The organism is Plantactinospora sp. GCM10030261, assembly GCF_042666615.1.
Lineage (GTDB): Bacteria > Actinomycetota > Actinomycetes > Mycobacteriales > Micromonosporaceae > KBS50.
On sequence record NZ_JBHTDD010000002.1, the window covers coordinates 1 to 20,959 of the forward strand.

Genomic DNA, 20,959 nt, shown 5'->3' on the forward strand with positions numbered 1-20,959 from the left:
GTGGGGGGAGGGGGAGGGGGGTGGGTTGGCGTGTGGTTGGTGTGGGGGGCCGGCCCGGTAGGCTCGGATGGTGTCCGAGACCTCCACCTCCCCCGCCGGCGACCGGAAGGTTGCCCTGCTCACGCTCGGCTGTGCCCGTAACGAGGTCGACTCGGAGGAACTCGCCGCCCGGTTGGACGGCGACGGTTGGCGGGTGACCACCGACGCCGAGGGGGCGGACGTGGTGCTGGTCAACACCTGCGGGTTCGTGGAGAAGGCCAAGCAGGAGTCGATCCAGACGCTGCTGGCCGCGGCCGACTCGGGGGCCAAGGTGGTCGCCGCCGGCTGCATGGCCGAGCGGTACGGGCGGGAACTCGCCGACAGCCTGCCCGAGGCCGGCGCGGTGCTCAGCTTTGATGACTATCCGGACATCTCGGCCCGGCTCGGCGAGGTGCTCTCCGGGGAGCGGCTCGCCGCTCACACTCCCCGGGACCGGCGGGAACTGCTGCCGCTGACCCCGGTGTCCCGGCGGGACCGGGATGTCGTGGTGCCCGGCCACGGTGCGCCGCTGGCCGACGAGCACACCCCTGCCCACCTGAGGCCGGTGCTGCGGCATCGGCTGGAGCGCGGGCCGGTAGCTTCGCTCAAGCTGGCCAGCGGCTGCGACCGGCGGTGCACCTTCTGTGCGATTCCGGCCTTCCGGGGCGCCTTCGTCTCGCGTACCCCGGATGAGCTGCTGGCGGAGGCGGAGTGGCTGGCCAAGACCGGTGTGCGCGAGCTGGTGCTGGTGAGTGAGAACTCCACCTCCTATGGCAAGGATCTGGGCGACCCGCGGGCGCTGGAGAAGCTCTTGCCGCAGCTTGCGGCGGTCACCGGGATAGTCCGGGTGCGGGTCAGCTACCTGCAGCCGGCCGAGACCCGGCCGGGCCTGGTGGCGGCGATCGCCGGCACGCCCGGTGTGGCGCCCTACTTCGACCTGTCGTTCCAGCACTCCAGCGAGCCTGTCCTGCGCCGGATGCGCCGGTTCGGCTCCACCGACCGGTTCCTGGAACTGCTGGAGTCGGCACGCCGGCTGGCGCCGGAGGCGGGTGCCCGCAGCAACTTCATCGTCGGCTTCCCGGGCGAGACCCGGTCCGACGTCGACGAGCTGGTCCGGTTCCTGTCGGCCGCCCGGTTGGACGCTGTCGGCGTGTTCGACTACAGCGACGAGGACGGCACCGAGGCCGCCGACCTGCCCGGCAAGGTTTCCGCCGCGACGATAAAGCGCCGGTACGACAGGATCGGCGCGCTCGTCGACGAGTTGTGCGCGCAACGGGCGGAGGAGCGGTTGGGGTCCTCGGTGGAGGTGCTTGTGGACGCTGTCGACGATGGCGTGGTGGAGGGCCGGGCGGCCCATCAGGCGCCCGAGGTGGACGGCTCCACCACTCTCGTCGCCCCGCCCGGCGGTGCGGTCGACCTGGCGGTCCTGCGCCCCGGAGACCTGGTCCGGGCCACGGTCACCGGAACCGAGGGGGTCGACCTGGTCGCCGTACCGGTGGAGTTGGTTTCGGCGGCGGTGTGACGGGCCGGTGGGTGGGGGGACGGATATGACGGACGGGGTTCCGGTCGCGCCGCCGGCCAACGGCTCGCGGGCGCTGGACAGCGCGGCCGCAGGGCCGGCGGGCCCGGCGCTGCCGGAGTCCGTGTCGGGGCAGGCGCCGCCGGAGTCCGTGTCGGGGCAGGCGCCGGCGGGGTCGGCGGAGTCCGTGGGTCACCTCGGATCGGTCCCGCCGGACGTCGCGGTGGTACCACCGGTCCCCCTTGTCAACGCCGCGAACGCCCTCACCGCGCTGCGGCTGGCTCTGGTCCCGGTCTTCGTGGCGCTGGTGGTCGCCTCGGAGCTGACCCACCCGGGCTGGCGGATCATCGCCACGGTGACCTTCGTGGTCGCCTCCACGACCGATCTGGTCGACGGCTGGATCGCCCGCCGGTTCGGGCTTGTCACCTCGTTCGGCAAGGTGGCCGACCCGATCGCCGACAAGGCGCTCACCGGCGCGGCGCTGGTGCTGCTCTCCTGGTACGACGCACTTCCCTGGTGGGTCACCACGGTGATCCTGACCCGGGAGGTCGGGGTGACGCTTATCCGCTTCTGGGTGATCCGGTACGGCGTGATCGCCGCGAGCCACGGCGGCAAGATCAAGACTGCGCTGCAGATCCTGGCCATCGTCTGGTACCTGTGGCCCACGCCGACGGTGCTCACCGGGGTGGGTGGTTGGATCATGGCGGCTGCGGTCCTGGTCACCGTGGTGACCGGTTTAGACTACATTGTCCGCGCAGTCCGGATGCGCCGGCACGCCACCTGACTCGGCGACGGGAAGCCACGACGGAGAAGCGGAGGCCGGATGACCTCGGACGACAGCCACGGGCCAGGCAGCGCGGCCGCCGCGGCCGTGCACCTGCTCGCGGAGCGCGGCGAAACGCTGGCCACGGCGGAGTCGCTGACCGGTGGGTTACTCGCCTCGGCGATCGTGGAGATCGCCGGAGTGAGCAGCGTGTACCGGGGCGGGCTGGTGGTCTACGCCACCGAACTCAAGGCCACGCTGGCCGGCGTACCGGAGGATCTGCTGGCGGACCGCGGGCCGGTCGACCCGGACGTGGCCCGTGCCCTGGCCGAGGGGGCCCGATGGCGCTGCGGCGCCGACTGGGCGGTCGCCACCACCGGGGTCGCCGGCCCCGAGCCGCAGGATGGCCACGCGGTGGGTGAGGTGTACGTGGCCACGGCCGGTCCGGCGGGTAGCGAGGTCCGCCGGCTCGACCTCGGCGCCGGGCGGGAGGCCATCCGCGCCGCCGCCGTGGTGGAGGCGCTGCGGCTGCTCACCGACGCGCTGCACGCGGCGGCCGACCAGCCGGTCCGGTGACCGGGCTGTCGTCGCGGCGGTGATCCACGGAGATCGCGGGCGGGGTGGGATGTCGTCCGGCGCCGCACCGGGTACGGTTGCGGGAAGCTCCCGGCTCGCCGCGGAGCGGTCGCGCCGCCCGTGCAGCGGGTGGCGCCGGAGGACGTGTCCCGCGTGAGGGGGAGGTGCGATGGTCCTGCTGCGTCGGGTGATCGGTGACGCACTGCGCGCGCGCCGGCAGGGTCAGCACCGGACCCTGCGCGAGGTGTCCACCGCCGCGAACGTCAGCCTGGGCTACCTCTCCGAGATCGAACGCGGGCAGAAGGAAGCGTCAAGCGAACTGCTCGCCGCGATCTGCGACGCGCTCGGCGCCCGGCTGTCCGAGCTGCTCCGTGAGGTGAGCGACACCGTCGCTCTCGCCGAGCAGGTGCCCGGCGTGCTGCTGCCGGTGCGCGAGCCCGACGAGACCGTGCCGGTGGACGTGCCCGCCGGCGCCGGCGGCCGCTCGGAGGCCGCTCCACGCGCCGCTGCCGAGCCGGCGGTGCGCACGGTGACGGCCGACCCGTCGGTGTCCATCGCGGTACGCCAGAAGGCGCCGCTGAAGGCCACCCTGCGCACCGCCCGACGGGTGCACACCGGGCCCGACCGCGAACGCGACGTCGTTTGCGCCGCCTGAACCGGCCCGGCCGTCCCTGAGCCATCCCGGAGTCCTCCCTGGCTGGGGGCGCGGATGCGGCGTAGGGTTGATCTCACAGGTGCCGCAAACGGTCCGGCCCCGACTCCGCAGGACTGGCGCCGGGCTGGGACCATGTGATGGTGCCGCCTGGCACCCGACCGCCGGTGCGTCCGGGGCGGTCCGACGATGACTGTGAGGGGATACCGCGGAGATGGCGAACCCGTTCGTCAAGGGCTGGCACTACCTGATGGCGCTGTTCGGCGCCAAGATCGATGAGCACGCCGACCCGAAGGTCCAGATCCAGCAGGCCATCGCGGACGCGCAGCGCCAGCACCAGGCCCTGGTTCAGCAGGCCGCGGCGGTGATCGGCAACCAGCGTCAGCTGGAGATGCGGCTGTCCCGGCAGATGACCGAGGTGGAGCGGCTGCAGTCGATGGCCCGGCAGGCCCTGGTGCTCGCCGACCGTGCCCGGGGTGGTGGCGACGAGGCGGAGGCGCAGAAGTACGAGCAGTCCGCCCAGACGCTGGCCACCCAGCTCGTCTCGGCCGAGCAGTCGACCGAGGACCTGAAGACCCTGCACGACCAGGCGCTCAGCGCCGCCGCGCAGGCCCGCAAGGCGGTCGAGAACAACTCGATGATCCTCCAGCAGAAGCTCGCCGAGCGCACCAAGCTGCTCAGCCAGTTGGAGCAGGCGAAGATGCAGGAGAGCGTGGCCAAGTCGCTGGAGTCGATGTCGTCGATGACCGCGCCGGGCAACACCCCCTCCCTCGACGAGGTACGCGACAAGATCGAGCAGCGGTACGCGACCGCCATGGGCCGTGCCGAGCTGGCCGGCAACTCTGTCGAGGGCCGGATGCTGGAAATCCAGAAGTCGACGCTGGACATGGCCGGCGAGTCCCGGTTGGAGCAGATCCGGGCCAGCATGGCGGGCGAGCAACTGGCCGGGGGCGGCCAGCAGCCGGCGGTGGAGAAGGCGGCCTCGGCGGCGGATTCCGCCTCGGTGGCCCGGCTCGACGAGATCCGGGCGAGCATGAATCGGGACAAGCAGGCTGGCGGGGACGCCAGCGCCGCCGGCTGAGCCGGCCCGAACCTCGGGGGAGCGATGGCCGACCAGCGGACCCGTCATCTTCGCCAGCTGACCAGGCTGCGCCGAGCCGCCCGTCGGTGGAGCGTGTACGCCGGTGGCCTCGGTGGGGCGGCGGCCGTACTCACCCCGTACGCCGGAGTGGGTCTGCCGGACGCCGCCTGGGCGGCGGCGGCCGGCGGTTCGGCGGCCCTGGCGGTGTGGCGGTGGATGGACCTGCGCGCCCTGGCCCGTCAGCCGATCCCTCCGGCGGAGTCGCCGGAACAGGCCCGCACCCGGCTGGTCGCCGCGGTCGAACGGTTGCCCGCCGGACGGATCGCGATGGCCGAGGTACGCCGGCAGCGGGCACGGTTGGCGTTGCGCGGGTCGGTGGCCGGCCAGTCGTGGGAGCGGCTGGACCGGGCGGCGCAGGCTCTGATCGGCCTGTCCCCACGGCTGGCCGGGCACGGTGACGCGGCGTTGGCGGAGGCGGCCTCGGCCGAGCGGTCGTTGCGGGACCTGGCGCACCGGGTGGCCGAGATCGAGCGGGCGGTCCGGGTGGCACCGCCCGACGCCGGGCCCGCGCTGGGTGAGGCGCATCGCCGGCTCGCCCAGCAGCTGGACAGCGGGGTGACCGCGTACGAGGGGCTGGTCGCCGCGGCGGCCGGTTATGTGGCGGCCGACGGCACCCCGACCGGTGACCATCCGTCGGTGTCCCGGCTCGCCGAGGCCAGCGACTTCCTGCACGGGGTGGCGGCCGGCCTCCGGGAGTTCCGCCGGGCCGAGGAGATCCGCACCCAGCGGGCGTCGATCGTCTAGGCGCCTGTGTCACGGTCCTCGGTCGAGTCGAGGCGGAGTCGAGGCGGAGTCCGGGCGGGTCCGGTGCGGCCTCAGGCCCGGACGGCGACCGGTCCGGCGAACGGAGATCCGCCGGCCGCGTTCACGGTCTGGATCCGGTAGTGGTAGGTGGATCCCTGGTCGACCGCGGCGTCGAGATGCTTCCGGGCGTTCCCCGGCAGCGCCACCGTGACCAGCGCCGAGGTGAAGGCGGCGTCGGTCGCCCGCTGGAGCAGCAGCCCGGTGACCACGCTTACCGGTGACGTGCGCCAGGTCAGCTCCACCGGCCCGGAGCCGGTGGCTCGGGCGGTCACGTCGACCGGTGGCGCGGGCGGCGCCGGCGTCCGCACCGTGGCTACGTTGGACCATGGCGCGGCGGCACCGCGGTAGGTGGCCCGCACCCGCCAGTAGTACGTGGTGTCCGGCGAGATTGTCACGTCGGTGTGCGTGTTGCTGGCCGGCCGGGGCACGGTCACCAGACCGGCCGTGAAGGTCGGATTGGTGGCCCGTTGGACCTCCACCCCGGTCGCGAACGACTGGCCGGTCCAGGTCAGCCCGATGCGCAGCGGTGGTGTCGGCGGCACCATGGCGGCCAGCCCGGTTGCCGCGGGCAGGTGCACCACCGCGGCCGCCGTGTTCGACCAGGGTGAGTAGCTGACCGCGTTCTCGGCGCGGACCCGGTAGTAGTAGGTGACCCCGGGGACCACACCGTGGTCGGTGTGGCCGCGATGCGCCGCCGAGATGCGGACGGTGCAGCGGTCCTCGGTGAAGCCCGGATCGGTGGCCCGGTCGAAGGAGAAGCCGGCGGCCGGTGTCGCGCCGGCGTTGTTGGTCCAGGCCAGCACGATGGCCGGCAACATGGTCGGTCCGCCGGGCGCGCCGGTCGCGGTGAGTCCCGTGGGTCGGGCCGGCGACACCTGGAGTACCACGGGTCGCAGCAGGTCCGTTCCCGGTCCACCGGGCAGGTCGGCGTACCAGTGGTACTCCCACCCGAAGTCGCGGCCGAGGTTGCGGATACCGCCAGGCAACTGCTCGCCGGGCGGCAGGGTGGGGTCGAGCAGCCGGATGCTGTCGGCGACCCGGAACGGCAGCGGATCCGGCACCCGCGGTCGCAGCGCCACGACGGTGTCCTCGCCTGGATTCACCCGCACGACCTGCTTCCAACCCAGCTCGGTGGGGTGCGGCGCTCGGATGGCGCCGTCCCGCGCTACCCGGTTCACCACCTGCACCGGACCGGGAAACCGTACGGTGCGGCCCTGCCGCCCCAGTTGGCGGACGCGCCAGAGCTGGACGTCACCGCCCGCGGGTCCGGCGGACGGGACCAGAACCTCGGTCGGGACCCCGGGGTCGGCACCGAACCGGTCCGCCTGCCGGCCGTATCCGGGCTCGAAACCATCGACGATCACCTTGTCGACGGCGGGCAGGGTGAGCGGTGGGCCGCCGACGCCACGATCGATGACCAGGTCCGGCGCGTGCACCGGCAGCCGGCCGGCCGACTCCGTACGGGTGCCGAAGACCTGGTCGTACGCGGGTTGTGGCACCAGTGGAGGGGGTTGGCTGCTCGCGTACGCCCGGGGCAGCCGCTCCCGGAGCCGAACCAGGTCGACCGGCGCACCGGGCGCGCCGGCCACCCGGAACTGCAGCAGGGTCCGGGTGTTCGGGCCGTACCCGGGCCGGGTCGGTGGCGCCCCGCCGCGGTCGGTCTGGTCAGGGCCGTCGGTGTAGTGGTCGTAGCGGGGGTCGAACGCCGGCAGCGGTGCCGGGGCGTCGTTGTAGAGGATGAGCGTGGATCCCGGCGGTACCGAGGAGAAGTCCACCACCACGTCGGCCCGCTCCCCGGGCCCGAGCAGCAGCGAATGCTCGGCCACGTTCAACACGGTGACGTCCCGGCGGTCGTACCGGTAGCCGATCGGCCGGCTGGGCAGCACCACGAGTCGGGGGAGCAGGCCGCCGTCGGTGCCGATCTGGAGCCAGTCCGGCCCCGCGGCGCGGGGGTCGGGCACCCCGCCGGCACGCCCGTCGGTCGGCCAGTCCGGCGGCAGGTCGGGGTGTGGGCAGGCCGGCACCATCGGCACCTCGCCGGCCGCCGCGTCCTCGATGGCGCCGTCCGGTCGCCACATCGGGGCGCTGGAGGCCGCGTGGTAGAGCTGGAGGTTGACCGTCCGGTCCAGGCACGCGTTCAGGATCCGGAACCGGTACGCCTTCGGTTGGATCCGCAGGTAGGGATAGGCGCAGCCGTTGACGAGCGGGGTGTCGAGGAAGGCCGTCGGCGGCGCGGAGGGCACGGGGGTCCCTGGCTGCCGGGGCGGCTCGGTGGGTCGGTCCGGGCGCCCGTGGTGCGGGTTGGGCACCGAACCGTGCATGCTGTCGGTCGGTGGGGAGCCGTACCAGGGCCCGTAGTCCCAGCGACCGGCCGGGTTTCGCCCGCTCGGGTGGTACGGGTTCTGGTTGGGCAGGTAGACGTGGGGGAACCACAGGCTGCCCGGGCCGCCCCAGGCGGCGGTGTCCCAGGTGGGGTCCTGGGTGGCGAGCTGGCGAAGCTCGGGTACGAACGTCTTGTCCTCGATCACCAGTGGGATCTGTTCGGCGGGTAGCACCCCGTCGGCCACCAGTTGCCGTTCCGCCGGGTCGTCAAGCAGGCAGACACCCAGCAGTCCGGAGTAAACGGTGAGCCGGGCGAGGCCGGCCGTCAGGTCGTGGAACCAGAGCATCCGACCGCTCTGCTGGTTGGGAAAGAACAGGGTCACCGCGCCGGGCGCCGGATCCGGCATGTCCGGCACGGTGGCGAAGCCGGCTCCCCGCGCGTACGGGGTGACCTCGCCGGCCGGGGTGAACCACTGGTGCGCGGAGCCGGCGCTGATCCACGGCCCGTCCGCCCCGGCGAGATGCAGCACGGTGCGGTTGTGCGGATAGCGGTCGGTGCTGTTGAGTGGCCCGATACCGGCTCCGGCGACCGTGGTGTCGACCGGCAGGAACAGATCCCCGGCCGGGCCGGTGGGTAGCTGGTTGACCAACTTGACGCGCACCGGCCGGTCGCGGTGGGCGACCAGCACCGGACCCAGGTGGTACGGCCGGGCCGGCGGCGGGACGGTGTTGTGGCCGCTGCCGTCGGTGCCGTTGTTGAGCTGACGGTAGCCACGCAGCCGGGTGGGTCGCAGGTCCCGGTGCAGTTGCTGGGTGTACTCCTGCACGCCGATCTCGTAGTAGTCGCAGCCGGGATAGGTGATGGTGTCCGGGACCGCGACCGGCAGGTAGTTGCCGAGGCCGTTGCGGTGCTCGGCGCCGAGGCCGGGGAGGGCGTCGACGAACTTGCGCAGCCCGGTGCCGGCGATGACGGCACCCGTCGGGTCGAGGTCCGGTAGCGGACTCGTGGCGAAGTGCGGGATGCCGCCGAAGTGGTCGGGCGGTGCGGCGGGATCGATCCCGGCGGCCAGCTGAACGATGTCGGTGGTTGTCGTTCGCGCGTCGGGAGCGGTCGGCCGCGGCGCGGATTCCGTCGGCACCGGGTCGGTAACCGGTTCCGACGGGTCGCCGCCCGGCGCCTGCCGGGGGACCGTCGGCACTGGTCCGGAGTCTGGCCGACCCGTCGCGGCTGTCGTCTCGTCGGACATGATCATGCTCCTCACCGGAGCGGCCCGACGGCTGCGCCGGATCCGGCGGCGTCGAGTCGACTCTGGGGTTCCGGGCGGCGCTCCCCAGAAATCAACCTTTATAGACCGAAAAGGACGCGCGTCAGGGCCGTACCGATAGGGTCGCGCACCGTGTGGGCGTGACGCCAGCCCGTACCAGGACCTGGTGACGGGCCGTGGGTCGCGTCCGGGGTGATGCTAGGAGACCGGGTCGGACCGTGTTGCCGCGTCCGGGACCACCTGGCAGCGCGGACACCAGTAGGTGACCCGCTCGCCCTGCTCCCGCTTCCGGATCGCCGTGCCACACCGGCGACACGGTTGGGCGCGGCGGCCGTACACGTAGCTGGTTTCGCCGCGGCGCAGCGAGCCCGTGCTGCTCTGCGTCCACCGACCCCGATTGGCCGCCAACAGCCGGTGCGCGAGATCCACCATGCCGCGCGGGTCCGGGACCGCGCCGACCGGCGTCCACGGCGAGACGCCGCGCAGGAACAGCAGCTCGCACTTGTAGAGGTTGCCGATCCCGGCCAGGGTGCGCTGGTCGAGCAGCGCCTCGGCGATCTCCCGGCCTGGGTCGGCGACCAACCGGCGGGTCGCCTCGGTGGCGTCCCAGTCCGGACCGAGCAGGTCCGGCCCGAGGTGCCCGACAAGGCTGTCCTCCTCGACCGTCGGCACCAGCGCGAGGTCGTGCAGGTGGTAGCCGACGGCAACCGCCTCGGCGGTGCGTAACACCACCCGGATCAGGTGCGCGGGCCGGGCCGCCCAGCGCTCCCCCGGTCCGTACGCCCGCCAGGCCCCATCCATCCGCAGGTGCGAATGCAATGTCAGCGCCTGGTCACCGTGCCGCAACCGGAGCAGCAGGTGCTTGCCTCGGCTGGCCGAGTCGAGCACGGTGGCCCCGGTCAGGTCGGTGGTGGCCAGCCGTGGGACGCGGAAGTCGCTGGCGGTCAGCCGGCCACCGACCAGCGTGCGGTGCAGCGCGCGAGCCGTGTTCCAGACGGTGTCACCTTCGGGCACCCGTCCATCCTGCCGCCATCCGGACCGTCCGTCGCGGTGGATGCTCGGGCGCCGGCGCGTCATCCCGGGGGTGCGGTCGACGTGCTGTGCAGGACGGCCAGGATTTCCCCGATTTGATGGTCCCGTTCGAGTGGGTGGCGCAGTGGCAGGTCGCGATGGAGTTGGTAGCGGTTGCGGCGCCCGTCCCGGGTGCTGGTGAGATAACCGGCGTCCACCAGGTCGGCAACGATGCGTTGGGCGGCCCGTTCGGTGATGCCCACCTGCGTGGCCAGGTCGCGGAGCCGCACGTCAGGATCACGGGCGATGCACAGCAGTACATGCGCGTGGTTGGTCAGGAAGGTCCAGGCCGCCATGGCTGCTCAGGTTACGTCGGCCGTCGGCTCGTCGGCTCGTCGACGCCGCCACGGGTGGCCAGCAGGCTCCACCCGATGGAGGCGCCGATGGTGAGGATGATGACGCTCAGGGTCAGCGGGATCGGGAGTTTGCCCACCGGGGTCTCCGACAGGATCAGCTTGATCCCGGCGAAGGCGAGCAGCAGTGCCAGCCCGTAATGCAGATGCACGAACCGGCGCAGCAGCCCGGCCAGGCAGAAGTAGAGGCTGCGCAGACCCAGGATGGCGAACGCGTTGGCGGTCCAGACAATGAACGTGCTGGTGGTGATCGCCAGGATCGCCGCGACCGAGTCGACTGCGAAGATCAGGTCGGTCGCCTCCACCGCGATGAGGACCACGAACAGCAGGGTGGCCATGCGCCTGCCGTTGACGCGGACGAAAAACCGGTCCCCGTGGTAGCGGGCGTCGGTGGGGACGATCCGGCGGACCAGACGGACGAGCGGGTTGCGGTCCGGGGGAGTCTCGTCGTCGTGCCGGAAGGCCATCTTGTAACCGGTGTAGATCAGGAACGCGCCGAACAGGTACGCCGTCCAGAAGAACGTCTCCAGCAGTTCGGCGCCGACGAAAATGAACACCAACCGGAAGGCGAGCGCTCCGATAACGCCCCAGAACAACACCTTGTGTTGCACCGACGCCGGGACCGCGAAGAACGTGAAGATCAACGCGAAGACGAACACGTTGTCGATCGACAACGCCTTCTCGATCAGGTAGCCGGCGTAGTAGGTGCCCGCGACCTCGCCGCCCAGCCAGATCCACAACACGACGCCGAAGGCGAGACCGGCGGCGATCCACAGGCCGGACCAAGTCAGTGCCTCGCGGAAGCCGATGACGTGATTGTCACGGTGCAGGAACAGGTCGATCGCGAGCATGACCGCCACGGACAGCATGACCGCAACCCAAGCCCACCAGGGCACCGACATGAAGACCCCCTCCGACCGGCCGGCCTCACTGGCCGGCACGCCTGGTCGACGGTCTCCCCGGGCCACTCGCGGTGGCTGCGACGCCGGGACCCGGATGGGCCGGGTCCGTCCTGACGACGGCGCGTGGATCGGCGGGTACTCCCCGGTCGAACTACGATCCAGAATACATGAAAAACGTGTCGTATATCAAGGGTGTGTGTCATCGGCGGGGAGCAGCTACGTCGTCGGTACCGTCCGCCGCCGCGGATCAGGGGCGTTCGTCGTCGCGCGGCGACCGGACCACGTCCCGGTAGCGGGGATGGCTGGCGCCGTAGATATGGAAGTTGAGCCGGGCATGCGACAGGCTCAAGTCGCCGTTGGGTCCGTCGTGGACGGCGCCCGGATCGGTGCCGCCCCGGCCATCGTTGGTCCAGAAGCAGACCGGGCAGGTGCCGATCCCGGTCCGGTAGCCACAGCACGGGCAGGCGTCAACATCGGCCGATCGGGTCCCCACCGGGTAAGCATTTCATGTCGCTGGGTTGTCGGCGACCGCCGATGCGCCGACGTGGCGGGGCCCGATCAGCCGGCGCTGACCACGCGCACCATGTCGCCGGGCTCGACGGTCAGCACCACGGCCGCGCGACCGCCGTTCACCGCGATCGCCACCCGGTCCGCCGAGTCGACGTACGCCACCAGCCCGCCGGGCGGGGCCGCCGCGAAGGTGTCGCCACGGACCGCGGGCACCCCACCCACCCGCAGCGTCCGGCCCAACCCGGCGAGGGCCGGACCGGGGGCGGCGAGCTGCACGTTGCCGAACCGGTCGACGGTCAGCACCTCGGCCTCCAGCCAACCGTCCCCGGCCGCCACTACCGGTTCGGGCAGCCGGACCAGCGCCGTCGGGTCCACCGTCGGCCCGGCCTCGGCCAGCGCCGCCCCCGCGGCCAGCCGCGCCGCCGCCGGGGCGAAGACGTCCCGGCCGTGGAAGGTGTACGAGACGCGGTCACCGAACCACTCCGGGTTGGTCAACTCGACTACCTCGCGGACCCCACCGAGGGCCTCTGCCGCCCATGGCAGCAGGCCATTGTCCGGGCCGACCAGCAGGCCGCCCGGGGTTTCCACCGCGACTGGCCGGCGGGCCGTGCCCACTCCCGGGTCCACCACCGCGAGGTGCACCGCGGCCGGCAGGTGGGGCACGGTCTGCGCGAGCACCGCCGCGCCCTGCCGCACGTCGCCGGGGTGGATCAGGTGCGTCACGTCGATCACCCGGACCGGCGGTGCCAACCGGGCCACCACTCCGTGGCAGGCGGCCACGAAGCCGTCGGACAGGCCGTAGTCGGTGGTGAAGCTGATCCATGGATACCCCGCCATGCCGGAACGGTATCGCGAACCGCGATCACCTACCCGGCGGGTCCGGGGACCGGCTGGCAGAGTGGCGTCATGCGGCTGTGCATCTTCACCGAGCCCCAACAGGGGGCCACCTACGACGACCTGCTCCGGATCGCCCGACACACGCAGGACTGCGGGTTCGACGGCTTCTTCCGTTCGGACCACTACCTGACCATGGGTGGCGACGGGTTGCCCGGACCGACGGACGCCTGGCTGACCCTTGCCGCGCTCGCGGTGCAGACCGAACGGATCCGGCTCGGCACGCTTGTCACCTCGGCCACGTTCCGGCTGCCCGGGCCGCTGGCGATCGCGGTCGCCCAGGTGGACGCCATGAGCGGCGGCCGGGTGGAGTTGGGGTTGGGCACCGGCTGGTTCGCCGAGGAGCATCGGGCTTACGGCATCCCGTTCCCGCCGCTGGCCGAGCGGTTCGACCGGCTGGCCGAGCAGTTGGACGTGATCACCGGCCTGTGGACGACGGAGGCCGGCGGGACGTTCCGCTACCCGGGCACCCACTACCAGGTCGACGACTCGCCGGCGCTGCCCAAGCCGGTGCAGCGACCGCATCCGCCGGTCATCGTCGGCGGTAAGGGACTGACCAAGACGCCGCGGCTGGCGGCCCGGCACGCCGATGAGTTCAACGTGCCGTTCGGGTCGGTCGCCGAGGTCGCGCAGAGCTTCGGCGCGGTGCGGAAGGCGTGCGTGGACGCCGGTCGGGAGCGCCCGTTGACACTCTCCGCGGCGGTGACCGTGGTGTGCGGCCGGGACGACGCCGAGGTGCGCAGCCGGGCGGCGGCTGTCGGTCGGGATCCCGCGACGATGTTCGGCCAGGGTGGAGTGGCGGGTCCGCCCGACGCCGTGGTGGAGCAGCTCCGGCAGTACGCCGAGGCGGGGGCCTCCCGGATCTTCCTGCAGGTGCTCGACCTGGCCGACCTGGGCCACCTCGATCTGATCACGGCCGAGGTGGCCCCGCACCTGTGATCGCAGGGCCGTGTCACGTGACACGGTCCTCCGGCGCCTGGCCGGATCGTCGGCAGTCGATTAGATTCTCCTCGATTATTGATCGACTCCGGAGGTGGTCGTGGTCGTCCCCGAGGAACCGGCGTCCGAGAACCCGGACAACCAGATCGACACGTCGGTCGCGCATCCGGCTCGCCGCTACAACTACTGGCTCGGCGGTAAGGACCACTTCGCCGCCGACCGCGAGTCGGGAGACCGTATCGCGGCGGCCTGGCCGAGCGTCCGCACGGCGGCCCGGGAGAACCGTGGATTTCTCAAACGCGCCGTCACCTATCTCGCGGGAACGGCCGGGCTCGACCAGTTCCTGGACATCGGCACCGGCCTGCCCACCGCGGACAACACGCACGAGGTCGCGCAGGCGCTCGTGCCGAGGACGCGGGTGGTCTACGTGGACAACGACCCGATGGTGATGATGCATGCCCGGGCGCTGATGACCAGTGCGCCGGAGGGCGCCACCACCTACATCGAGGGCGACCTGCGAGAACCGGAGAAGATTCTCGCCCACCCCGACCTGACCGGAACGCTGGACCTGTCCCGCCCGATCGCCCTGATGCTGGTGGCGGTGCTGCACTTCATTCCCGCGCAGCAGGACGCGGTACGCATCGTCCGACGGCTGGTGTCGGCGCTGCCGCCCGGCAGCCACCTGACCGTCACCAATGCCACCAAGGACGTGCTCTCCCGGGAGACGGCGGCCGTGTACGACGCCATGCTCAACTCCGGCCGCACCGACGTGTGGCCCCGCAGCCGGGACGAGTTCGCCGCGCTGGTCGCCGGGCTCGAACTGGTGGAGCCGGGCATCGTCCCGGTGAGCGAGTGGCGACCGACCGCCACAACCCGACCCGACCCGGCCGACGTGGCCGTGTACGGCGCCGTGGCCCGGGTGCCCTGACCCGGCTACTCAGGTGTGGGCGCGGCGGCCGTGTCACCGGTCCTGACGGGCGGCGGCTGCCAGCCGAACGGGGTCCAGCACCACCACCGCCGCGGTCTCCACGCGTAGCACACCGGCCCGGGCGAGGGTCCGCAGCGCCCGGTTGACGGTGACCCGGGACAGGCCGAGGTGCTCACCGAGCCCTTGCTGCGCACCGGGCAGCCGGATCCGGCCGTCCCGCCCGCCATGGTCGCTGGCGAGCCAGTCGGCGACGCGGGCCACGGGCGGGCCGGCGACCGCGCGTACCTGCCGCCGCCGGTCCCGGTTGACCTGCCCGGCCAGGTGCCGCAACAGGTGGTCTCGCACCGCCGGCACCTCGTCCACCAGCCTCGTCAGGTGGTACGCCGGAAGTCGGCGGATCCGGGCCGGGGTGGCCGTCGTCCAGGTGGCGGTGTGCCTACCGCCGTCCAGGACGGCGGCCTTGTCCACGAGCGCGGGCCCGGTCACCGTGGCCAGGCCGACCCGGGTGCCGGCGACGGTGTCCCGGGTGGCGCGCAGCGTGCCGCGTTCCACCACGACGAGATGCCGGGCCGGCTCACCCGCCCGGGCCACCTGGGTGTCCGAGGGCAGGTCGCGCGGCGGCGCCTGGCTGGCGATGTCGCACAGCCGGGCCTCGTCGAGCGCGGCGAACAGCGGCACGGTGGCCAACCCCCGGATGTCCACGGCGCGACTGTATCCGGCGATACAGCGCGTCGATCCACCCGCGCCTACCGTCCGTTCCCATGATCTGTGTCGAACTGACCTTCACCGACGACCCGGCGCGGCTCGCCGTCCGGCCCGCGCACCGGGACCAAGTGGCCGCCCTGCACGAACGGGGCGACCTGTTGCTGGCCGGGCCGTGGGCCGACGACAGCGGCGCCCTCCTCATCTTCGACGTGGACCGGGACCGGCTCACCGAGATCATGGCGGCGGACCCGTACTACGAGACGCCCGGCGTCACGGTCGCGTCGATCCGCCGGTGGCGCCCGTTGCAGGAGGTGCCGGAACCGCGATGACAGAAAACGTGGCCCGAAGCCAGCGGTGACCGGAGGCGGCGGCCAAGACGGTTTCCCGCTCGCTGTCGTGTCATTACCACGGATTCGGACAAAAGAGATCTAGGCGCGCTGCAAGGTCGATACGCTCCCTGTCGAATGGGATGTAGGGGGCGTAATGGGAAACATCGGAATGGTGGCGTGGCGGCGGGCACTGGCGGCCGTCCTGGGCGTCGGTCTGCTGACGGGAAGCGGGACGGCGGCACCGGTCGCGGCGCGGGACGCGGACCGGCCACCAGTGGCGGCGTCGCGGGCGATCGGTCCGGTGAACCCCGTCGCCGACGCGTTGAGCTTCGGAGTGATGACCGAAGGCAACGCCAACGTCGTGCAGAGCGAGAACGAGGGCACGATGGCCGTCGGCGGCGATCTGTCCTTCGGTCAGTACCAGTTGGCGAACAACTCCGTCGGTTCCTTCATCGCGCCCGGAGACACCCGGCCGTCCGCGCTGGTGGTGGGCGGTCGGGTCAATTTCACCGGCAGCGTGGCCGGCACCCGGCTCCAGGTGTTGTCCGGCGGGTACGCCAAGGTCGGCAACCTGACCGGAACGTTCGTCCGGGACACCGACAACAACGGGGCCGCGGTCAACACCCGTATCCTGCCCACCAACAACTACGAGGCCACGCCCCGAGTGGAACTCACCACCCGGCAGGCTCCCAGCAACGTGGGACCCACCTCGCCGATCAACTTCGCGGCCGCCTTTGAGAGCTTCCGCAGCACCTCGATCGGCCTGTCGGGGTGCGACAACACCGTGGTGCTGCGGACGCCCAACGGCGACGTGCTGCCGCGGCCGATCCCGCCGGGCAGCAACGCGGTCGTCTCGCTGACCGCCGGCGTGACGAACGTGCTCAACCTGAGCGCCACCGATCTGAACAACATCGAAATCCTTACCTTCGCCAACCAGCCGACCGCAGCCACGCCGCTGCTGATCAACGTGGACACCACCGGGGTGGGCGACACCTTCGCGTGGAACTCGCCGAACTTCGCCGGCATCGGCGGCACCCAGGCCCAGTACATTCTGATCAACTTTCCGACCGCCACCCGGCTCACCCTGACGCCCGCGGCTCGAACTGTCGAGGGCAGCATCTACGCGCCCAACGCCGACCTGATCGACCTGTCGGCGTCGAACACCGAGGGCAGCGTCATCACCCGCACGCTGGACCACCGCGGCGGCGAGATTCACTACTTCCCGTTCAGCACCACGCTGTCCTGCAACGGTGCCACCCCGGCCGCCATCGCCCTGACCAAGGCCTCCACCACTGCCCTGATCACCAACGTCGGCCAGCAGGTGACGTACGACTTCCATGTGGTCAACACCGGCGGCGTCACCCTGAACAACATCGCGGTCGACGACACCCAGACACCGCCGTCGTCAAACGCGAACCTCGGCCCGATCACCTGCGCGGCCACCACCCTCGCCCCGGGTACCCGGACCGCGTGCACCGCGACCTACACGGTCACCCAGGCGGACCTGGACAACGGGTCGCTGAACAACACCGCCACCGCCCGCGGCACCCCGACCGGCTCGGCCACCCCGGTCGTATCCGCCCCCGACTCGCTGACCATTCCCGTCGCCGCGCTCACGCCGTCCATCTCGGTGGCGAAGGCCTCGACCACCACCAGCATCGGCTCGGTGGGCCAGCAGGTCCCGTACGACTACCATGTCACCAACACCGGCGGCCTGACCCTGTCGAACGTCAACATCACCGACGTGCAGACTCCGCCGTCGTCGAACGCGAATCTCGGCCCGATCACCTGCGCCGCCACCACCTTGGCGCCGGGCGCGTCGACCTCCTGCACCGCCACCTACACCGTCACGCAGGCGGATCTGGACAACGGCAAGGTGACCGACACGGCCACCGCGCACGGAACGCCGCCCGGCGGCACGCCCGTCGACTCGGCACCGTCGTCGTTGACGATCCCGGCGTCCGGGGTGACGCCGTCCATCGCGGTGATGAAGGCATCCACCACGACGGCGATCAATTCCGTCGGACAGCAGGTTCCGTACCAGTTCATGGTGGTCAACACGGGTGGCCTGACCCTGTCGAACGTGAACGTCACCGACGTGCAGACGCCGCCGTCGTCCAACGCCGACCTGGGTCCGATCAGCTGCCCGAGCACGTCGCTGGCGCCGGGAGCCTCGACGATCTGCACCGCGACCTACACCGTCACCCAGGCGGACCTGGATAACGGCGCGGTGACGGACACCGCCACCGCGCACGGCACCCCGCCGGGCAGCCAGACGCCGATCGACTCGCCGCCGGCGTCGCTGACCATCCCGGCCTCTGGCGTGGAGGCGTCGATCACGCTGACGAAGGTCACCACCACCGCGACGATCGACACGGTCGGACAGCAGGTGCCGTACCAGTTCCTGGTGGTCAACACCGGTGGCCTGACACTGTCGAACGTCAACGTCACCGATGTGCAGACGCCGCCGTCGTCGAACGCTGACCTCGGCCCGATCAGCTGCCCGGCCACCACTCTCGCCCCGGGGGCGTCCACCACGTGCATCGCGACCTACACGGTCACGCAGGCGGATCTGGACAACGGCGGGGTGACGGACACCGCCACCGCGCACGGCACCCCGCCGGGCAGTCAGACGCCGATCGACTCGGCTCCGTCGTCGCTGACCGTTCCCGCCGGTACGCTGATCAACGGCATCGCGGTGGTGAAGTCGTCGCCCACCACCGCGATCGACACGGTCGGCCAGCAGGTGCCGTACCAGTTCCTGGTCACCAACACCGGCGGCCGGACGCTTACCGACGTGAGCGTGACCGACGTGCAGACGCCGCCGTCGTCGAACGCGAACCTGAGCCCGATCAACTGCCCGGTGACGACGTTGGCGCCCGGGGTGTCGACCACCTGCACCGCCACCTACACAGTCACGCAGGCAGATCTGGACAACGACGGGGTGTCCGACACGGCCACCGCGCACGGCACCCCGAGCGGAAGCCAGACCCCGATCGACTCGGCGCCGTCGTCGCTGACCATCCCCGCGGTCGACGTGATCGCCAGCATTTCACTGGCGAAGTTGTCCACCACCACGACGATCAGCGCCGTCGGCCAGCAGGTGCCGTACCAGTTCCTGGTCGCCAACACCGGCGGCCGGACGCTTACCGACGTGACCGTGACCGACGTGCAGACGCCGCCGTCGTCGAACGCGAACCTCGGCCCGATCAGCTGTCCGGTGACGACGTTGGCGCCCGGGGCGGCGACCACGTGCACCGCGACATACACCGTCACCCAGGCCGACCTTGACAACGGCAGTCTGACGGACACGGCCAGGGCGCACGGCACCCCAGCGGGCGGCGGCGCTCCTGTCGACTCGGGCCCGTCGACGCTGACCATCCCGGCGGTGGACCTGGTCGCCGCGATCTCGGTCGACAAGAGTTCACCGACCGCGACCTACACGACGCCGGGTCAGCAGATCCAGTACCGCTACCTGGTGGTCAACACCGGCGGCCTGACGCTGTCGGAGGTGAACGTCACCGATGTGCAGACCCCGCCGTCGTCCAACGCCGATCTCGGCCCGATCAGCTGTCCGGTGACGACGTTGGCGCCCGGAGCGGCGACCACGTGCACCGCCACGTACACCGTCACCCAGGCCGACCTTGACAACGGCACCCTTACCGACACCGCCACGTCGCACGGCACCCCGCCCAGGGGCGGTCCGGTCGACTCGCCCCCGGCCACGTTGACCATCACGGCCGGCGACCCGACGATCTCCATTGCCGTGATCAAGTCCTCCACCACGGTGGCGATCACTGCCGCCGGGCAGCAGGTGCCGTTCTCGTACCTGGTGGTCAACAACGGGGGCCGCACCCTCACCGGGGTGACGGTGAACGACACGCCACTGCCGCCCGCCGACGTGGCGAACCTCGGTCCGATCACCTGCGGGCCGGACGACACCCCCAACGGGCAGGTGACGTTGGCGCCCGGCGCCGCCGTCGAATGCCACGCCACCTACACCGTCGCCGCGGCCGACCTCGGCCAGGCGAGCCTGATCGACGTCGCGACCGTCACCGGTACGCCGCCGAGCGGACCGCCGGTGGTGTCACCGTCGTCGCAACTGGACATCCCGGTCCTGCGCCCGGCAATCAGCCTCACCAAGTCGGTCAGCCCGACCGTCGTCGCCCATCCCGGAGACACCCTCACCTACCGGTATGTGGTCACCAACACCGGGAACACCACCCTGAGCGCGGTGACCGTGAACGAGACCCAGTTCTCCGGCACCGGCACGCCGTCCGCGATCACCTGCGGAAACCCGCCGGTGCCCAACGGCTCGGTTTCGTTGGACCCCGGCGCGAGCACCACCTGCACCGCCACCTACTCGGTGACGAGGCAGGACATCGAAGCCGGCCGGATCACCAACACCGCCATCGGCGTCGGCACCCCGCCCCAACAGCAGCCGGTAAGTTCCGGTCCGTCCTCCACGATTGTCACGGTCACCCGTAGCGCCGCCATCACCCTGACCAAGTCCGGCACCCTCATCGGGAAGCCGTGGCCCGACGGTCACTGGCCCGACGGTCACTGGCCCGACGGTCACTGGCCCGACGGTCACTGGCCCGACGGTCACTGGCCCGACGGGCATGGGCGCGACCACACCTGGCCCGGCGACAGCGCCACCGGCAGCGGATGGTCCGGCTCCGACGGCCACGGTGGCGACGGAGGCAGCGACGACCACGGATCGGGCAACCATTGGCCCGACGGACACGAGTCCGGCAAACCCGGCTACGGCCAGCAGATCCGCTACCGGTTCGTGGTGACGAACACCGGGACGGTCATCCTGACCGGGGTCACCGTCAATGACACCCTGGCACCGCCCGCCGATCCAGCCAACCTGGGCCCGATCACCTGCGGTCCGGATCGGGTGCCCAACGGGTCCGTCACCCTCACACCGGGAGCGTCCATCACCTGCGAGGCCATCTACACGGTGAGTAAGGCCGACTACCAGAACGGAACGGTGACCGACACCGCCACCGCCACCGGGACACCTCCGGAGGGCCCGGCTCCGATCTCGCCGGAGTCCACCGTCACCATCCGGCTCAAGGGCAAACTGCCTGTCACTGGTGACTCGCTCATCCTGCCGCTGGTCGCAAGCGGGGCCCTTGCCCTGTTGCTCGGTGCCTCCCTCGTCCTGCTCACCCGCCGGCGGCGGACCGAGAACTGACCGCAGCGTTCGAGGGAGCGGGGAAGCTGGCGCCGGTACGAGTACCGGCCCCAGCGTCCCCACTC

Annotated in this window: 17 protein-coding genes and 1 pseudogene; 11 read left to right on the forward strand and 7 right to left on the reverse strand. The window is 71.6% G+C overall.

Annotated elements, in window-relative coordinates; translation table 11 throughout:
* Window positions 1–67: 67 nt before the first annotated feature.
* From rimO to ACFQUZ_RS03520, 6 genes are all read left to right on the forward strand, one after another.
* Complete coding sequence (gene rimO / locus ACFQUZ_RS03495) at window positions 68–1,540, forward strand: 30S ribosomal protein S12 methylthiotransferase RimO (RefSeq protein WP_377437522.1); 1,473 nt, start codon at window positions 68–70, stop codon at window positions 1,538–1,540.
* Between the two features lie 184 nt (window positions 1,541–1,724).
* Entirely contained in the window at window positions 1,725–2,321 is a 597-nt protein-coding gene (pgsA, locus tag ACFQUZ_RS03500; protein WP_377438106.1) for a CDP-diacylglycerol--glycerol-3-phosphate 3-phosphatidyltransferase, read from the forward strand.
* Between the two features lie 39 nt (window positions 2,322–2,360).
* Window positions 2,361–2,876 (forward strand): CinA family protein, encoded by a 516-nt coding sequence (locus ACFQUZ_RS03505; protein ID WP_377437523.1) that lies wholly within the window; start codon window positions 2,361–2,363, stop codon window positions 2,874–2,876.
* A 169-nt stretch (window positions 2,877–3,045) separates the two neighbouring features.
* Window positions 3,046–3,531 carry a helix-turn-helix domain-containing protein gene (locus ACFQUZ_RS03510; protein ID WP_377437524.1) on the forward strand — a complete coding sequence of 162 codons (486 nt, stop codon included), beginning with the start codon at window positions 3,046–3,048 and terminating at the stop codon, window positions 3,529–3,531.
* Between the two features lie 211 nt (window positions 3,532–3,742).
* Window positions 3,743–4,609, forward strand: coding sequence for a PspA/IM30 family protein (locus ACFQUZ_RS03515; RefSeq protein WP_377437525.1), 867 nt, complete (start codon window positions 3,743–3,745; stop codon window positions 4,607–4,609).
* Window positions 4,610–4,633: 24 nt separating this feature from the next.
* Window positions 4,634–5,413, forward strand: a complete 780-nt coding sequence (locus ACFQUZ_RS03520) for a hypothetical protein (protein WP_377437526.1) — start codon at window positions 4,634–4,636, stop codon at window positions 5,411–5,413.
* A gap of 71 nt (window positions 5,414–5,484) precedes the next feature.
* Here the strand turns inward: ACFQUZ_RS03520 and ACFQUZ_RS03525 are convergent, their stop codons facing one another.
* From ACFQUZ_RS03525 to ACFQUZ_RS03550, 6 genes are all read right to left on the reverse strand, one after another.
* Window positions 5,485–9,042, reverse strand: coding sequence for a hypothetical protein (locus ACFQUZ_RS03525; RefSeq protein ID WP_377437527.1), 3,558 nt, complete (start codon window positions 9,040–9,042; stop codon window positions 5,485–5,487).
* 216 nt (window positions 9,043–9,258) lie between these two features.
* Complete coding sequence (locus ACFQUZ_RS03530) at window positions 9,259–10,074, reverse strand: DNA-formamidopyrimidine glycosylase family protein (RefSeq protein ID WP_377437528.1); 816 nt, start codon at window positions 10,072–10,074, stop codon at window positions 9,259–9,261.
* A 59-nt stretch (window positions 10,075–10,133) separates the two neighbouring features.
* Window positions 10,134–10,427: a helix-turn-helix transcriptional regulator gene (locus ACFQUZ_RS03535; RefSeq protein ID WP_377437529.1), complete on the reverse strand. Its 294-nt coding sequence runs from the start codon at window positions 10,425–10,427 to the stop codon at window positions 10,134–10,136.
* A gap of 11 nt (window positions 10,428–10,438) precedes the next feature.
* Entirely contained in the window at window positions 10,439–11,386 is a 948-nt protein-coding gene (locus tag ACFQUZ_RS03540; protein WP_377438109.1) for a TerC family protein, read from the reverse strand.
* A gap of 247 nt (window positions 11,387–11,633) precedes the next feature.
* Window positions 11,634–11,879: a CPCC family cysteine-rich protein gene (locus ACFQUZ_RS03545; RefSeq protein ID WP_377437530.1), complete on the reverse strand. Its 246-nt coding sequence runs from the start codon at window positions 11,877–11,879 to the stop codon at window positions 11,634–11,636.
* A 65-nt stretch (window positions 11,880–11,944) separates the two neighbouring features.
* Entirely contained in the window at window positions 11,945–12,733 is a 789-nt protein-coding gene (locus tag ACFQUZ_RS03550) for an S-adenosyl-l-methionine hydroxide adenosyltransferase family protein (protein WP_377437531.1), read from the reverse strand.
* A gap of 69 nt (window positions 12,734–12,802) precedes the next feature.
* On the opposite strand from ACFQUZ_RS03550, the gene ACFQUZ_RS03555 reads away from it, so the two are divergent.
* Window positions 12,803–13,729, forward strand: a complete 927-nt coding sequence (locus ACFQUZ_RS03555) for an LLM class F420-dependent oxidoreductase (RefSeq protein WP_377437532.1) — start codon at window positions 12,803–12,805, stop codon at window positions 13,727–13,729.
* A 94-nt stretch (window positions 13,730–13,823) separates the two neighbouring features.
* A complete protein-coding gene (locus tag ACFQUZ_RS03560; RefSeq protein WP_377437533.1) occupies window positions 13,824–14,657 on the forward strand; it encodes an SAM-dependent methyltransferase in 834 nt (277 codons plus the stop codon).
* A 33-nt stretch (window positions 14,658–14,690) separates the two neighbouring features.
* Here the strand turns inward: ACFQUZ_RS03560 and ACFQUZ_RS03565 are convergent, their stop codons facing one another.
* Window positions 14,691–15,359 (reverse strand): Crp/Fnr family transcriptional regulator, encoded by a 669-nt coding sequence (locus tag ACFQUZ_RS03565; RefSeq protein WP_377437534.1) that lies wholly within the window; start codon window positions 15,357–15,359, stop codon window positions 14,691–14,693.
* Between the two features lie 59 nt (window positions 15,360–15,418).
* Here ACFQUZ_RS03565 and ACFQUZ_RS03570 point away from each other — a divergent pair, with 59 nt between their 5' ends.
* The 3 genes and pseudogenes from ACFQUZ_RS03570 (at window position 15,419) to ACFQUZ_RS03580 (ending at window position 20,894) form a co-directional block, all read left to right on the forward strand.
* Window positions 15,419–15,691 (forward strand): YciI family protein, encoded by a 273-nt coding sequence (locus ACFQUZ_RS03570; RefSeq protein ID WP_377437535.1) that lies wholly within the window; start codon window positions 15,419–15,421, stop codon window positions 15,689–15,691.
* 169 nt (window positions 15,692–15,860) lie between these two features.
* Window positions 15,861–16,985 (forward strand): annotated as a pseudogene (locus ACFQUZ_RS03575) (choice-of-anchor A family protein); the annotation flags it as partial.
* Window positions 16,986–17,738: 753 nt separating this feature from the next.
* Complete coding sequence (locus ACFQUZ_RS03580) at window positions 17,739–20,894, forward strand: LPXTG cell wall anchor domain-containing protein (RefSeq protein WP_377438112.1); 3,156 nt, start codon at window positions 17,739–17,741, stop codon at window positions 20,892–20,894.
* The last annotated feature ends 65 nt before the right edge of the window (window positions 20,895–20,959 follow it).